Here is a 15,037-nt window from a genome sequence, read left to right as displayed (position 1 = left end):
GACTATTCAAATAATGCAACTAAACTTATTTAACAGTAAACAGGGGGGTATTTTTGAAAATCTTGGAAAATCTCCTTAATTTCAACCTAAACTAACTGTTATTGAACTTCTCAAAGTTAGTCGGATACTAGAAATTTAATAATAATGAATCATTGCAACAACTATTTTTGACTGGCGTAAGTTATTTACCTCTTTCTACAAAATCACAAAGTGTATGAATAATCTTGACAAATGTATGGAGCAACAAAAGTTCCCTTTCAGCAGCAAACTTAGTTTCACAAACCTTATTGGCTATTGGCAGGTTCGTACCAATGACCCAAACAAATTCAAAGCACTTTCAGCGACAGAAATAGTGAAGCAGGTAAATGCAAATCCGGAGTTTCTCCAACCTATCGACGACCTTTCTGTAGTAGATGAAAATCAGGAATTGGTAGAACTTATACTATCGGCAGTCGTTCCTCCTGCTCTTGACGAAATGGTATCGGTACACGTGCCCTTTAGCACAAGTGCCGTTTACTCCTCTCAGTCTTTTTCAGACCTGATGAACAAAGCAGGATCATACGAAGCTTTAATATCCGAAATGGATATGAAAGATATGATGGAACAAAAGATTGTCAATGCTTATGCACTGATTATGAAAATGTACTATGGGGTAACTATTAACACAGAAAAATATTTCCTATACACTTTAATAGACTCAACAACCGGACTTAAAAAACATTATCGAATCGAATTGAACTCCAATTTCTGTGAAGTGATTTTAAAAGGAAAACTACCCAATCTATCCAATGAGGACATCAAATTCCTGATTGACAATTTGAATAATCTTCAGATATGGATGGATTATTTACCTCCACACCTTTTCGAGTTTCAAGGCATTATTATTTTCAAGCTCAGAGATCAAACCAATGAAGAAGTACTTTCCAGAATAAAAGATGATCTTTTAAAAAGAGACAGTATAGTAAATAAGGAAGGGTTTGATCAACTTGAGAACAGATTTAGGTCATTATTTCAACTTACCGAATTGAAACTGGGAATCGCCGGTTATCAAAAAAGCTCAAATAGCTTTATGAATTTTGGTAAAAGGATCGTCAGGAGCATTTTGATCGGAAATCAGGAAGGAATAGGCTGCACAGTTACAAACAGTTCTATCTACGATTGGTTTGTAAACAATCCAGAACCCATAGTGATAGACGATCTTTCCAAAAGTACAAAGATGGGTGGCTATGAAGAAAAGCTCATCCACGAAGGACTACAAACCCTGATCTTGGGACCTCTTTTTTTCAATCATGAATTTGTAGGATTGCTGGAGTTGGCTACACCCAATGCTGGTGAATTGAATACCATTACTCTTAGTAAGGTCAAAGAAGTACTTCCACTTTTTGCGGTGGCTGTAAAAAGGAGTTCGGAAGAAATGGAAAACAAAATTCAATCCATTATCAAAGAGAAATACACTTCCATTCACCCTACCGTAGAATGGAAGTTTGTGAATGCTGCTCGTGATATACTGGCTCAGGAAAATGATGGAAAAATTGCCATTCCCAAACCTATCATCTTTAATGATGTCTATCCGCTATATGCCGCATCAGACATTAGAAATTCTTCAATTGAACGTAATAGGGCTATCAATTCAGATTTAAAAGAACAATTACAACTTGCCAGAAAAGTACTGAAAAAAGCACACCAGATCAACAATTTGCCAATACTGGAAGAAACTATTTTCAGGCTGGATAATTATTACAAAATACTGAAACGAAAACTTATTTCAGGCGATGAAGTCTCCATACTGGAGTTTTTACAGACAGAAGTAGAACCTCTTATGGACAACTTAGAAGCCAACATTCCTGATTTTTCCATAGAAACAAGTGGCTACAAACAACAACTGGATGAAAACTTAGGAGTAGTTTATAAGGCAAGAAAAGATTTTGAAGACAGCCTGACAATGATCAATGAGGTGACCAGCAGTGTATTGGATGAAGAAGAATTGAAAGCTCAGGAAATGTTTCCTCACTTTTTCGAAAAATACAAAACCGACGGTGTGGAACACAATATTTATGTAGGAGCCTCTTTGTCTGAAAAACTCAAATTTGATAAGGTTTATCTGCGCAATCTGAGATTGTGGCAATTGATGGTGACAGTGGAAATAGCAAGAAAAACAGCTTCTATGATTCCAGAATTACCTTTACCTCTGGAAACAACGCACCTAATACTGGTACATAATGCTCCATTGTCAATTCGGTTTAGAATGGATGAAAAGAAATTTGATGTCGATGGAGCATACAACATCAGGTACGAAATCATTAAAAAACGTATTGACAAAGCATTGATAAAAGACTCGGATGAGCGAGTAACTCAACCCGGAAAAATAGCAATAATTTACAGTCAGGAAAAAGATGCTATTGAATACATGAAATATGTTGACTATCTGAAATCAAAAGATTTGCTCGTTGGAGAAATTGAACATTTGGAGTTAGAAGAGCTACAGGGAGTGAGTGGATTGAAAGCTCTCAGAATGGCAGTAAAAATAGAGAAATCATCTATTATGAAAGAGGTGGAAGGCATTCTGCAACAAGCGTAGGACAACTTAGAACAAAAGAAAAGCCTCTTTCGGAAATGATCCGGAAGAGGCTTTTTATATATTTAGAACCTTATTATCAGTTCTTACTATCTACGTTTTTCTTACTTTCTTTTCTGGCATTTACAAGCAGTAAGGCATGCACTGATGCTGCAAGGAAAATCACTATATTCACAAAAATGTTTACACCACTGGTAACTGCTGGATTAAATAGGTCAAACATGACTTCAATGTTTAAGTTTCAATTAATATGCGAATATAAAAAGAATTTCAAAATCTAAGTGAAAAGCTTTATTAAACTTCAAAAGTTTAACGTTGACACTTATTTCTTAAAGCAAAAGCAATCTACTGTGTGGTCATTCACCAATCCGGTTGCCTGCATGTGCGCATACATAATGGTACTACCTACAAATTTGAATCCTCTTTTTTTCAGGTCTTTGCTCAAGGCATCCGATTGAGGTGTAGTGGCCGGCACCTCTTTCATTGTTTTCCAGTTGCCAACGATCGTTTTGTTATCGACAAACGACCAAATGTAGCTGTCGAAACTGCCAAACTCCTTTTGCACCTCCAGAAAAAGCCTGGCATTATTTACCGCAGCATTAACCTTAAGTCTGTTCCTGATTATTTCAGGGTTTTGGATCAGCTCTTCGATTTTTCGGCTATCATATTTTGCTACTTTATGTACATCAAAGTCAGCAAAAGCTCTGCGGTACCCTTCCCGCTTGTTGAGTACTGTACTCCAACTGAGCCCGGCCTGAGCACTTTCCAATATCAAAAATTCAAAATGCACTTTGTCATCATGCACAGGCACGCCCCACTCTTCATCATGGTATTTTTCATAGGCATCAAAAGTATTCTCTGCCCAATCACATCGTTTCTTATTCATTTTTCTATTGTTTGAAGATCTATTTCTTTGGTAAAATCTAAAATCATTTTTACCACATCGTAGTAAAAAGCAGTATCAATTTTATCAAAAGTATCGGTATGTCTGTGGTAATCGCTATGGTCTTCCACTCCAAAATATACAAACGGGATGCCCTCTTTATGAAATTCACCATGATCAGACTGATATGTCCAGTCTTCCGGCCCGGTATTTTTTCTATCATGCCCTTGCTTCAATGTCACCGTATTGTTCTGTTCATTCACCCTATTTAAAACAGGCTTCAGTTGAGGGTAATGAGTTGCACCACTCACATATATCTCATTTTTGTCGTTTCGGCTGATCATATCCATATTGATATTCAACGCAACGCTCTCAGGCTTAAGTGTTGAAACAAAATACCTGGCACCCTGCAATCCCAACTCTTCAGCATCAAAAGCTGCAAAAATCAGAGTATGGTTTGGTTGATGTTGCTTAAAATACTGAGCAATGTACAAAAGTGCTGCTACTCCGGAGGCATTGTCATCTGCTCCAAAGTAGATATTCCCGTTCCGTTTTCCCAGATGGTCATAGTGTGCAGATATTACCATCACCTTATCCGTTTTCCCCATCACAGATCCAAGTATATTGTGGCCGATCAGCTTAAGATCACCTGCCTGAAAGGAAAATTCCTGATCAAACTCACCACCAAAAGGAGTTAATCCGATCTGTTTATACCGAGTTATGATAAATTCCCGAGCCTTTAGATGCCCTTTAGTCCCGGGCAACCTGCCTCCCATTTCTTCCGAAGAAAGTATTTGCAGGTTGGAAATCAGTTCGTCTCTGATTTGAGAATTGACCTGACCAAACCAAAACACAAAAACAAAGGCTGGAAATATAATGGAGCGAATCTTCAAGTTTATTTTGGGACTACATTCAATTTATCTATTTTTCAACGTTGTAAATTTGAAGTTATTCGAATGTCACTTAAATTCTAAGAAAATGAAGTTAAAATTAAAAATCCTGGTTTTGGTACTAATCCCTTTTGGAGTTTTTGCCCAGCAAATAGAGGATGAAATCAACATAGCAGGATTCCGTTTTCTGGATTACAACAATCAATTACCAGACGACCTACTTTCTACAAAAACGGCTGTGTTCGTATCGGTACCACCAAAATCCAGAAATACACCTGAAAGAGGAGACTGGAAAACCTTTTCAGAAACCGCCCATAGCCAATTTAAGAAAATGGGAATAGATGCCGTTGCATATTATTTTATGGACGACCTCAAAGCTGGTAACGATCCTGCACTCTTTTTCTCCAATGAATTGGAAAAAAGACAGGTAAAGAATATTATCCTATTGAGTCAGGTGCCATTGAAGATAGCCGGTAAAGTCACAGAACGGTTTGTAATAGTGATTACTCCTTTCAATAGTGAAAATTCCTTCATCTCCAACGGGCAAAACGCCTGGAAAACTCAGGCCAAAGATTATGACAAGGCACTCAAAACACTGGGCAAAGATGTCTATCGTGCCAAACAACCAAAAACTAATTTCCTAATACCTGACCTTCCGGAGTTTTTTGAAGATGCAGACATCATCAAAGGTCGCAGGATTCCTACGTATGCCAGAGACCTCAAAGTAGATAAACTGGCCATTCCAAAAAACACTGTAGTAGAAATACCAGATAACAGGCCGGGAGGCGCAATCAACAAAAGTGTAGAAAAAGAAATATTAGAATACAACAAAAATGTGGTAAGAGACAATACCAAGTTAGAAAACATCATGAAGTCTTACCCTCTCAAATATGAACTAACGGAAGCCAGCTCCGACGAAGAATTGTACAAACAGGGCTTTCAATATGTGCTACTCAAACTGAATACTACCGGGACAAACATCCGCAAAATGCTGGACTATGAAATTGATCCTTCTGAATCTGAATTTGTCACTGTAAAAAATAAGGATGGAAAAATCACACTCCGCAGCATTCCTGTAAACGCTCCGGTGTATAAGTACTATGTGAAGCACCTATACACCAAAGATGTATATACAGGAGACAAGTGGGATGCCGACGAAACCTGGGAAGATGCCCTTGAAAATTTCATTATGAAAATGAAAGAGGATTTGAAGATCAGGTGATTTGAAGACAGAAATTTAATAATAATTAAATCTAAGCTGTTTATAGAGTGTAAGGGCATCCACTCAATCTTAAGCTCAATAAAGAATCTCCTCATCCAGTTTATCTAAAGCATTTTTACTAACCACATAAGCATAAATGCTATTTGGAACAATGAGTAAGTCCTCATAATCTTCAAACTTAGTTTTACTTGTTATTACACCCTTACGCAAATTATTTTTAGACATGAATTGCTTAAGCTTACCAGCTTTGGGGCTATCTGACCATTTAACTTCTACAGCCCATTGAACATCCTGGAAATTATTACTCACTTGAATTAAATCGACCTCTCCCTCATCCTTTCCACTTTTCCAATTAGCATACCTTAAGAATTCATGTTCCCGATGCAAGTACTGAGCATATACTGCCGTTTCAACTAAATGAGGAAACCTTTCATCTGTATCTTTTATACGTCCAAACAACCCTGTGTATAAACTAGGATTGGTCAGGTAAACCTTAAACTGAGTAATGTTCTTAAACCTTTTGGCTGAAATATCTACACGATGCAACACTTTAATTAAGAAGGCTGCTTCTAAATATTTGATGTATTTCTTAATCGTTTTGTTATCCGTTTTCGTTTCTTGAGAAACTTTTTTGTAATCAAGAATTTCACCTGTCCTATAGGATAATACATTAAAAAACTGTTGAAGTTCCAAAGTATTCTCAATACCAAACAAGCCTGGTAAATCTTTCATTATGACTTTATCCGTAATATCCTTCTGAATGACCCGCTCTGGATTTTTTACTTTTTCAGAATTTAATGCAATTTCAGGAAACCCTCCAAAATTTATATAGTCAACAAAGTGATTGTTAAATTTCTCAATATCAACACATTTGTAAAATCTTCTTGGCCCATTGAAATCAACTTCCGTTTCCGTCAACATACCGTTGTAACCATTTAGATCTATATATTCTGAGAAAGTTAAGGGTGGTAAAAAGTAATCCGTAAACCTTCCTGCACCACTTTCAATACTCTTCATTCTTAGTGCTGCTGCTGCACTCCCACTAGCGATGAATTTAGATTTTCGGTTTTTATCCACCAGTGATTTCAGGTGTATTTCCCAATCTTTTAGATATTGTATCTCGTCAAAGAAAAAGTAAGACTCTTCAAGTTTTGCGTCATTAATTGAGAGACCATCATTAATTAAATCTTCAAGAGGCATATTAGTATAGATCGGTGTATCCAAACTGAAATAGAATATGTTTTTCGGACTAATACCAGAATCAATCAAGTCTTGAATTGCCTGATACATTATCACTGTTTTACCAATTCTTCTAGGACCCATTAACACTACTGCCCGATGTGGAAATTTTTGTGTTACTAATTCATAGAAACCCCTGTAGTATCTCCGCTTACTAAATTCATCGTAGAAAGGTATCCTGCCATCTTCCCACCATGTGTTATCATCTATAATTCTACCAGCAAGAATATTTTTATCAAAAGCCATATTTCAATTTTTAGGATAGCTATCCCAAAATTAACCTAAATATATTTAAGGACAAACATCCCTAAATTTAAAAGAGCCTAATCCAATAAACAGTCGTGTAGCCTGTCGAATTTTCCTTCCAAAAAAGTTGAACCTCTCAGCCAACTTTAAGTTAAGAAATTATTGTATTTTTAGCTTTTAATAATCCTCTTGTCAAGCTTTTACAGATTTGAAAAACCAAAAGACCCGCCGACTTGCTGCCGTGATGTTTACCGATATAGTGGGGTACACTGCTTTGATGCAGCAGGATGAAAAAGCAGCTGTCAGGATAAGAGCGCATCACCGTGAGGAATTTCAACAAAACCATAAAACATACAACGGTGAAATCGTTCAGTATTTCGGAGATGGTACACTCAGTGTCTTTCAGAGTGGTGTGGAAGCTGTTCAATGTGCCATAGCACTGCAAAAATCCTTGCAAAAAGGAGAACCAGTTCCTCTGCGTATCGGCCTGCATGTGGGAGATATCGTATTTGACGGAACAGAAATTTATGGTGATGGAGTAAATTTTGCTTCCAGAATTGAGAGTATGGGTGTGGCTGGTGCCATTCTCTTATCGGAAAAACTAAATGACGAACTAAAAAACCATAAGGATATTTCCACAGTTTCACTGGGACATTTTGAACTCAAAAACATCAGCCAACCAGTGGAAGTATTCGCAGTTGCCAATGATGGCATCATAATTCCTGAAGCTTCTCAACTGAAAGGGAAACAAAAAACGAACGACAAGACCATTGCCGTGCTTCCTTTCGTAAACATGAGCACAAGTGAAGAAAATGAATATTTTAGTGACGGCATCACAGAGGAAATCATCAATGCATTGGCCAAGATCAAAAGCCTGAAAGTGACCTCCAGAACATCTTCGTTCTTTTTTAAAAACAAAAATATTCCTATCAAACAAATTGGAAAGGAACTCAACGTATCAGCTATTTTAGAAGGTAGTGTCCGGCGGTCTGGCGATTTGGTCAGGATTACCGCACAATTAATACAGACCAAAGATGACTTTCATTTTTGGTCGGAAACCTGGGACAGGAAACTGGAAAATATTTTCGAAATACAAGATGAAGTCAGTTTGTTGATCGCAGATAAATTGAGGGAACATTTTGGCCACTTCGAAATTCAGGAACATCTGGTCAAGAAACAAACGGACAGCATAGATGCGTACGAATACTCGTTGAAAGCTAAGTTTCATTCCAACAAATGGAATCTGGAGGACATGCAAATCGCTATTTCCCTATATCAAAAAGCCCTCGAACTTGATCCAAATCACACCAAATCACTTGTAGGACTTGCTGATGCCTATAGCTTTATGGCTACTTGTGGGTTTATGTCTTTTGAAGAAGGGTGGGGCAAAACGGCACAACTCATCAACCAAGCACTTCAAATTGATGATCAACTTCCGGGAGCATACCATCAACTGGCCAATCTGTCTTTTTTCACTGCCTGCGATTTTAACCAATCGTATAAACATAACAAAAAGGCCATTGAAATCAATCCAAATTATGTAGAAGCACAGCAGTTTATGTCCTTTTTGTACATTTTATCAGGCGAAAAAGAGAAATCTCGTCAACACCTCGATATTGCACTAAGCATTGATCCATTGTCGCAGGAAACCTTGTTTTTTAGTGCTTACCTAGATTACATGCTTGAAAACTACTCCAAGTCGCTTGAACAGTTGAATAGCTGTCTGAAAGCAAACCCTAAAAACATACCAGCCCATGCGGTGACGTATTTGTGTTTATTGAAGTTGGAACGCTATGATGAAGTGATTCATTATTTTGACGGTGAGTTTTCTGACATTGTAATTCTTGGTGAGAAAACAGGTGCAATTGCGCTGGCTTATGCACTCAAAAAAGATCAAGCGAACACCGCTAAATACTTGAATCTGTTGATAGAGCAATCAAAAGAACCGGATGGTTTTACTGCAGACTCATACCTATTTATGATGTATGCCATAATGAGTGAAACAGAAAAAGCATTTGAATGGATCAGGCAGGGAATAGAAAACAAATCTTCTTTGCTCATGCTGAGGTTTGCTGATCCTATGGTCAATGCGATAAAAGATGACCCAAGGTATGCGGAATACCAAAAAGTGATTTTTAATCTGGATTCAACCAGTCCAAAAACCAAGAAAAAGAAGGAGATATTGAATGAAGGTGAAATTGCCAGCTATTCCAAACGGTTGTTAGATCATATTCAAGTGGAGAAACCATATCTTGACCCGAATTTATCCCTGCGCTCTTTGGCTAACCAAATCGACATTCACCCCAACCAACTCTCCTGGCTGATCAATGACCAGTTGGGGAAAAATTTCAACGAATTCATCAACCACTATCGGGTAGAAACTTTTAAGCAAATCGCCAAAGACCCCAAGAATTCCCATGTTACATTGATAGGGCTGGCCTATGATAGTGGATTCAATTCGAAAACTGTTTTCAATACCTATTTCAAAAAAGAAACAGGACTTACACCAAAGCAGTTTCTGAAGCAATAATAGCTACATCTCATCTGGTATTAGTCCCCGGTTCTATTTTGTCCACATTTATAATTTCGAACCTCTGTGTATAATCCCGAACACCTACTTCATAATACCGCTCTAGTTTTGCCTTGTAATAAAAACAAAAGAACTAAAGTACAAGTCAGCTGTTACTCATTGTTTTTTTTAGAAAAAAATTACTGACATCAGGTTAAAAGAATCATAAAAACATATTATAATCTTTTAATAAACTAAAAAAATCCGGTGAACCCGGTTTAAAATCAATTTAAAACTCTAAAATTTAAAAAAATGAAAAAATTATCTTATTCGTTAATTGCCATTGCATTTGTAGTATTCTTAAACTCCTGCGGAGTGAGCGGTGCGTACATGCTAAATCAGAACCAAAACACTACTCAGGTAACCCTCTCCACGAGCAACTACAAAGTACTGGAAAGGGTAAGTGGCAGTTCAGAAGTTGAATATGTATTGATATTTGGCGGGGTGAAAAAGCGACAACTTTATGCCAATGCATACAAAGAAATGGTAGATGCTGCCAATCTGGAATCAGGCTCCAAAGCTCTGGTCAATCTGGTAACCGAAGAGCATGTAGGTGGGGCTTTTCCTTTTTATTATAAAAGAACGATAACGGTGAGTGCCAATGTTGTTGAATTTGAATAAGAATTGCAAGCTCAAAGTAAGGCTGACTTAAAAGAGGTTATACAACTGCCAGATTCCTGACTACCATCCAGGCAGGCATTCCGGCAGTTGTATAAAACACATTATTAGCTACCATAAAAAATGTCCTTTGTTGTTCGGATTTATAATCACGAACAGCAGGGCACTCTACCGGGTTTAGTTTTGCTTCATCTTTTAAAATAATGAAACTGCAAAACAAAAATCACACTCTGCACAAACTAAAATTTAAGAAAATGAAAGCAATAGTAACCACAAAGTATGGAGGACCCGATGTGCTTCAACTTCAGCAGGTAGATAAACCTACACCCAAAGACAATGAAGTATTAGTGAAAATTCATGCTTCATCTGTGACGACAGCTGATAGCATGATGAGAACAGGAAAGCCTTATTTCGGTCGCCTTTTTACAGGCATTACAAAACCAAAACACGCCACACCAGGTACAGGTTTTGCCGGACAAATTGAAACGGTTGGCAAAGACGTCACCTTATTTAAAGTTGGTGATTCCGTTTTCGGAGAATCAATATTTGGTACTGGTACCAATACCGAATATGTATGTGTAGCAGAAAATGGAATTATAGCAGCCAAACCAGACAATATCACCTGCGAAGAAGCTACACCTATCTGCGATGGAGCTGTTACTTCTATGAATTTCCTTAAAAATCTGGGTAATATTCAACCGGGGCAAAAGGTATTGATCAATGGTGCGTCAGGCAGCTTGGGAACAGCCGCAGTACAGCTTGCCAGACACTTTGAAGCGGAAGTAACAGGAGTATGTAGTACCGCCAACATAGAGTTGGTAAAATCTCTGGGAGCAGACAAGGTGATTGACTATACCAAGGAAGACTTTACCGCTACTGGCGAAACTTATGACATCATATATGATACAGTAGGCAAGCTTTCATTTTCAAAATGCAAAGACTCCTTAACTGAAAATGGAGCCTACATATCGCCTGTCATAAAACTTCCCTTGCTAATCCAAATGCTTTGGACATCACTAACAGGTAGTAAAAAGAAAGCGAAGTTTTCAGCTACGGGCCTGTTGCCTGTAGCTGAAATTCAGGCTTTTCTACAGGAATTAAGAGTGCTTTTCGAAGAAAATAAGATAAAATCTGTAATAGACAAATGCTACCCATTGGAACAAGTAGCCGAAGCACACAGGTATATTGATCAAGGACATAAAAAGGGAAATATAGTGATCACAATGTAGAAATAAAAAACCATTTTTTTTATTTCAGGGCAAACGCATTTAAAAATAAACCTTCCTTACCGCACCAGTTTCGGTATCTTTTAAAGTCACAGTTTACCCTAAGAGACCCCTGATCAAGTCAGGGAATAATAAGAAATTTTAAATGCGTTTGCTCTGATTTTTATTCGGCCTATGATTGATCTAACTTATTCTTCAATTTTCGTTGTTTATAAATTCCATCTCATTCTTCTTAAAAGAAAAGCTGTAATACAATCCCAAAGAGAAGCGATTACCACCTTTTATGCTCGCAAAGCTATCTGTGTTAAAGTTCTGATGGAATGGAGTTTGGTATTGTATATTAAGTGACATTTTTCCCAATGTCATTAATTTGCCCCTCTTCAGTTATCTCATTAACTCGTTTGACATTGTTTTCTGCACGTTTGGATTTCCCCATTACCTACAGAAACAGAATGTCTGGCACTGGGAATGGCATCCGGCCCGGAGACTGACTTACCCGGAACCCACCTTCTTTCTTTACCCGGTGAGGACGATGCAGAAGGTATTTTGATCAACTGGATTCATTTTGGCGAATCTGATATTGAATGTCAGGCAAGGTATGGTCGCACACTGACCCACAAAATGGGACATTACCTTAGCTTATTGCATACTTGGGGCTCAGGAAATTGTGAACTCAATGATTATTGTAATGATACACCCGCAGTTGACGTTACTGTTTTTGGAAGAAATTCCTTTGAAGGATGTTCAGGAGAATTCGTCATGATTAGTAACTATATGAACTATAGTGATGATGAAATTATGAATATTTTCACTAATAATCAGGTGGACAGAATGCATTATGTACTTAACAATCACATGGGAAGAAATAGCTTAATGAGCAGCCCGGCACTCGAACAATGATGAGATACAAACGTCCAAAAAACAATTACGAATCAAGTTTTTTTATTCAAACTTAAAAACAGTTTGATGTTTGATTATTTAATCGTAATATTACAATTAAATAATAACTATGAAGCTTTCAGAAGTAAAAACTAAATTAATGCAATTGAAAAAAATGGCATTTCAATTGCCCAACGGAGAATTGGTACCTGAGCACTTCCATGTTACAGAAGTTGGGAAAATCACCAAACACTTTATTGATTGCGGCGGAACCGTTCGTAATGAAGAAGTTGTAAACTTTCAACTTTGGAATGCCAATGACTACAACCACAGGTTGCATCCGGAAAAATTATTAAAAATCATTGCGCTTTCAGAAAAGACTCTGGGAATAGGAGATTTGGAAATCGAAGTGGAATATCAAGCTGAAACAATCGGGAAATTCGGATTGGATTTTGACGGCATCAACTTTTTACTCACTTCAAAACAAACGGATTGTCTGGCCAAAGAAAATTGCGGAGTTCCTGTTCAAAAACCAAAACTTAAACTGTCGAAAATTCAATCAACAAATTCCTGCGCACCAAATAGCAAATGTTGCTAATTTAACATAAGTCTAGTTTAAAAATTATATCCATTGTTACGCTTGCTGTGAATTAATAATTATCAAAACATCAATCAAAATGTCATTATTCAAAAAAATAGAGAGTATCATCACAACATTAAATATTGAGACTATTCCAGAAGAGCGCAAAGAAATTCTAAAGCCCTTAATAGAATTTGTTCAGGAAAAAGTTGATTCCAATCAAGAAATACGCCTCAATTTTATATGTACCCACAATTCCCGAAGAAGTCATTTATCGCAGGTTTGGGCGCAAACAATTGCTCATTATTTTAAAATAAAAAATGTGTTTTGTTATTCAGGTGGAACAGAAAGTACAGCTCTTTTTCCCATGGTGGCAGAGACACTTAGAAACACAGGTTTTGAAATAAATACGATTGCCGAAACCAACAATCCTATTTATAGCATCAAATATTCAGGAAACGAATCCCCGGTAATCGGATTTTCCAAAAAATTGGATGATGATTTTAATCCAAAATCTGAGTTTGCGGCTATAATGACCTGTTCACAAGCAGATGGTGGATGCCCATTTATTGTAGGGGCTGAAAAAAGAATCCCAATCACCTATGAAGACCCCAAGCTATTTGACAACACACCACAACAAGCTGAAAAATACAACGAAAGAAGCCTGCAAATAGCCACTGAAATATTTTACATTTTCTCTCAAATCCAATCTTAAAAATGGCAAAAACTAAAAGCTTAAGCTTTCTTGACAGAAACCTGACTTTATGGATTTTTGTCGCCATGGCTTTGGGTGTCAGCATTGGTTATTTATTTCCAGCATTCCCCAATATTATCAACTCATTCAGCAGTGGAACCACAAACATTCCTATTGCTATCGGTTTGATCTTAATGATGTACCCGCCTTTGGCAAAGGTGAACTATGCCTTGTTACCTAAAGTCTTCCGCAACACAAAAATCCTTTCCATTTCGCTAATACTCAATTGGATAATTGGCCCGGTTTTAATGTTCGTTTTGGCAATTACATTTTTACGAAATTACCCTGAATACATGGCCGGCTTGATATTGATTGGGCTGGCACGTTGTATCGCAATGGTTTTAGTTTGGAATGACCTGGCCGAAGGCAGCAGCGAATATGGAGCAGGATTGGTAGCGTTGAATAGCATTTTTCAGGTTTTTGCTTACAGCTTTTACGCCTGGATTTTTATAACTATTCTTCCTCCCTATTTTGGGTTTGAAGGAGCTATCGTAGATATTTCGATCGGGACTATTGCCGAAAGTGTAGCCATTTACCTGGGAATTCCTTTCTTATTGGGAATTTTGAGTCGTCAGGTTTTGGTAAAACTCAAGAGCGAAGAATGGTACACCAAAAAATTCATTCCTGCTATCTCACCAATGACCTTAATAGCACTTTTGTTTACCATCGTGGTTATGTTTTCCTTAAAAGGCGAGTTGATTGTTGAAATTCCAATGGACGTTTTAATCATTGCAGTTCCTTTGCTTGTATATTTTACCCTAATGTTCATTATTGGTTTTTTCTTTACCAAAGCAATGGGAGCAGAATATGACAAAACAGCCTCAGTTGCGTTTACAGCCGCAGGGAACAACTTTGAATTGGCTATTGCTGTTGCAATTAGCATTTTCGGACTGAATTCAGGACAAGCATTTGCAGGAGTCATCGGCCCCTTGGTTGAAGTTCCAGCATTGATTTTATTGGTTCGTGTTTCATTTTGGTTAAGAAAAAAATACTACAGAAAAACCAATACATAAACTCTTACACACAAGCTAAAAGTTGTAGGTAGAAAATCAAAATACACTCAGGTTTACTTTCTCAACCTCACCTCATTTCATCCAAAACCTTCTGAAAACCTGCTTTCAACTCCAGTTGATCTTTGCTCAATTCACTATCAGCAATGCTGGTTAGCTCCATTGGATCTGCCTTAAAATTGTAGAACTCTCCACTGCGGTACAATTTCCACTCTGTGTTTTGCACATAGGTTTTAGGGGTGAAATTTCCCCAGTTTGGCGCATAGCTACAAAAAACCCAATCTCTGGCTTTGGCTTCTTTGCCCAGAAGTTGAGGGTAAAAACTGGTGCCATCCAGGATTTGATT

General features: G+C 37.5%; 14 protein-coding genes and 1 pseudogene. 9 read left to right on the top strand and 6 right to left on the bottom strand.

Annotated features, from left to right (window positions below; all coding sequences use genetic code 11):
- Positions 1-214: 214 nt before the first annotated feature.
- A complete protein-coding gene (locus AAOP42_RS04500) occupies positions 215-2,578 on the top strand; it encodes a GAF domain-containing protein (protein ID WP_349527267.1) in 2,364 nt (787 codons plus the stop codon).
- Positions 2,579-2,654: 76 nt separating this feature from the next.
- Here the strand turns inward: AAOP42_RS04500 and AAOP42_RS04495 are convergent, their stop codons facing one another.
- The 3 genes from AAOP42_RS04495 to AAOP42_RS04485 all read right to left on the bottom strand — a co-directional run bounded on the left by AAOP42_RS04495 (position 2,655) and on the right by AAOP42_RS04485 (position 4,351).
- Entirely contained in the window at positions 2,655-2,798 is a 144-nt protein-coding gene (locus AAOP42_RS04495) for a hypothetical protein (protein WP_349527266.1), read from the bottom strand.
- A gap of 99 nt (positions 2,799-2,897) precedes the next feature.
- On the bottom strand, positions 2,898-3,461 hold the full coding sequence (locus AAOP42_RS04490; RefSeq protein ID WP_349527265.1) for a DNA-3-methyladenine glycosylase I: 564 nt from the start codon (positions 3,459-3,461) through the stop codon (positions 2,898-2,900).
- Positions 3,458-4,351, bottom strand: a complete 894-nt coding sequence (locus tag AAOP42_RS04485) for a M20/M25/M40 family metallo-hydrolase (RefSeq protein WP_349527264.1) — start codon at positions 4,349-4,351, stop codon at positions 3,458-3,460. The genes AAOP42_RS04490 and AAOP42_RS04485 overlap by 4 nt, the downstream gene beginning before the upstream one ends.
- Before the next feature lie 85 nt (positions 4,352-4,436).
- Between AAOP42_RS04485 and AAOP42_RS04480 the strand changes: the two genes are divergently transcribed.
- Positions 4,437-5,570 carry a hypothetical protein gene (locus AAOP42_RS04480; protein ID WP_349527263.1) on the top strand — a complete coding sequence of 378 codons (1,134 nt, stop codon included), beginning with the start codon at positions 4,437-4,439 and terminating at the stop codon, positions 5,568-5,570.
- Between the two features lie 75 nt (positions 5,571-5,645).
- On the opposite strand, the gene AAOP42_RS04475 is transcribed toward AAOP42_RS04480, so the two are convergent.
- Positions 5,646-7,055 carry an ATP-binding protein gene (locus tag AAOP42_RS04475; RefSeq protein ID WP_349527262.1) on the bottom strand — a complete coding sequence of 470 codons (1,410 nt, stop codon included), beginning with the start codon at positions 7,053-7,055 and terminating at the stop codon, positions 5,646-5,648.
- A gap of 208 nt (positions 7,056-7,263) precedes the next feature.
- Here AAOP42_RS04475 and AAOP42_RS04470 point away from each other — a divergent pair, with 208 nt between their 5' ends.
- Together AAOP42_RS04470 and AAOP42_RS04465 are read left to right on the top strand one after the other, a co-directional pair.
- Positions 7,264-9,585: an adenylate/guanylate cyclase domain-containing protein gene (locus AAOP42_RS04470; RefSeq protein ID WP_349527261.1), complete on the top strand. Its 2,322-nt coding sequence runs from the start codon at positions 7,264-7,266 to the stop codon at positions 9,583-9,585.
- 291 nt (positions 9,586-9,876) lie between these two features.
- Entirely contained in the window at positions 9,877-10,245 is a 369-nt protein-coding gene (locus AAOP42_RS04465; RefSeq protein ID WP_349527260.1) for a DUF6567 family protein, read from the top strand.
- A 37-nt stretch (positions 10,246-10,282) separates the two neighbouring features.
- Here the strand turns inward: AAOP42_RS04465 and AAOP42_RS04460 are convergent, their stop codons facing one another.
- Positions 10,283-10,462 (bottom strand): hypothetical protein, encoded by a 180-nt coding sequence (locus AAOP42_RS04460; RefSeq protein WP_349527259.1) that lies wholly within the window; start codon positions 10,460-10,462, stop codon positions 10,283-10,285.
- Positions 10,463-10,496: 34 nt separating this feature from the next.
- Here AAOP42_RS04460 and AAOP42_RS04455 point away from each other — a divergent pair, with 34 nt between their 5' ends.
- From AAOP42_RS04455 to arsB, 5 genes are all read left to right on the top strand, one after another.
- Positions 10,497-11,471 (top strand): NAD(P)-dependent alcohol dehydrogenase, encoded by a 975-nt coding sequence (locus AAOP42_RS04455; RefSeq protein WP_349527258.1) that lies wholly within the window; start codon positions 10,497-10,499, stop codon positions 11,469-11,471.
- Between the two features lie 465 nt (positions 11,472-11,936).
- On the top strand, positions 11,937-12,368 hold the full coding sequence (locus AAOP42_RS04450; protein ID WP_349527257.1) for a M43 family zinc metalloprotease: 432 nt from the start codon (positions 11,937-11,939) through the stop codon (positions 12,366-12,368).
- Between the two features lie 109 nt (positions 12,369-12,477).
- Complete coding sequence (locus tag AAOP42_RS04445; RefSeq protein WP_349527256.1) at positions 12,478-12,945, top strand: DUF6428 family protein; 468 nt, start codon at positions 12,478-12,480, stop codon at positions 12,943-12,945.
- Positions 12,946-13,024: 79 nt separating this feature from the next.
- On the top strand, positions 13,025-13,642 hold the full coding sequence (locus AAOP42_RS04440) for an arsenate-mycothiol transferase ArsC (protein WP_349527255.1): 618 nt from the start codon (positions 13,025-13,027) through the stop codon (positions 13,640-13,642).
- Positions 13,643-13,644: 2 nt separating this feature from the next.
- Positions 13,645-14,694, top strand: coding sequence for an ACR3 family arsenite efflux transporter (gene arsB / locus AAOP42_RS04435; RefSeq protein WP_349527254.1), 1,050 nt, complete (start codon positions 13,645-13,647; stop codon positions 14,692-14,694).
- Between the two features lie 67 nt (positions 14,695-14,761).
- On the opposite strand, the pseudogene AAOP42_RS04430 reads toward arsB, so the two are convergent.
- A pseudogene (locus AAOP42_RS04430) lies at positions 14,762-15,037 on the bottom strand (sulfatase-like hydrolase/transferase); the annotation flags it as partial.

This window comes from Reichenbachiella sp. MALMAid0571 (genome assembly GCF_040151475.1).
Lineage (GTDB): Bacteria > Bacteroidota > Bacteroidia > Cytophagales > Cyclobacteriaceae > CAXBNB01.
The sequence above is the reverse complement of the archived record's forward strand: the minus strand, read 5'-3'. Positions and strand labels throughout refer to the sequence as shown.

What these genes read in the sequence shown, in the direction of transcription:
- AAOP42_RS04500 (WP_349527267.1), top strand. Translation starts at nt 215, where the DNA reads ATGAATAATCTTGACAAATGTATGGAGCAACAAAAGTTCCCTTTCAGC.
- AAOP42_RS04495 (WP_349527266.1), bottom strand. Translation starts at nt 2,798, where the DNA reads ATGTTTGACCTATTTAATCCAGCAGTTACCAGTGGTGTAAACATTTTT.
- AAOP42_RS04490 (WP_349527265.1), bottom strand. Translation starts at nt 3,461, where the DNA reads ATGAATAAGAAACGATGTGATTGGGCAGAGAATACTTTTGATGCCTAT.
- AAOP42_RS04480 (WP_349527263.1), top strand. Translation starts at nt 4,437, where the DNA reads ATGAAGTTAAAATTAAAAATCCTGGTTTTGGTACTAATCCCTTTTGGA.
- AAOP42_RS04475 (WP_349527262.1), bottom strand. Translation starts at nt 7,055, where the DNA reads ATGGCTTTTGATAAAAATATTCTTGCTGGTAGAATTATAGATGATAAC.
- AAOP42_RS04465 (WP_349527260.1), top strand. Translation starts at nt 9,877, where the DNA reads ATGAAAAAATTATCTTATTCGTTAATTGCCATTGCATTTGTAGTATTC.
- AAOP42_RS04455 (WP_349527258.1), top strand. Translation starts at nt 10,497, where the DNA reads ATGAAAGCAATAGTAACCACAAAGTATGGAGGACCCGATGTGCTTCAA.
- AAOP42_RS04450 (WP_349527257.1), top strand. Translation starts at nt 11,937, where the DNA reads ATGGCATCCGGCCCGGAGACTGACTTACCCGGAACCCACCTTCTTTCT.
- AAOP42_RS04445 (WP_349527256.1), top strand. Translation starts at nt 12,478, where the DNA reads ATGAAGCTTTCAGAAGTAAAAACTAAATTAATGCAATTGAAAAAAATG.
- AAOP42_RS04440 (WP_349527255.1), top strand. Translation starts at nt 13,025, where the DNA reads ATGTCATTATTCAAAAAAATAGAGAGTATCATCACAACATTAAATATT.
- arsB (WP_349527254.1), top strand. Translation starts at nt 13,645, where the DNA reads ATGGCAAAAACTAAAAGCTTAAGCTTTCTTGACAGAAACCTGACTTTA.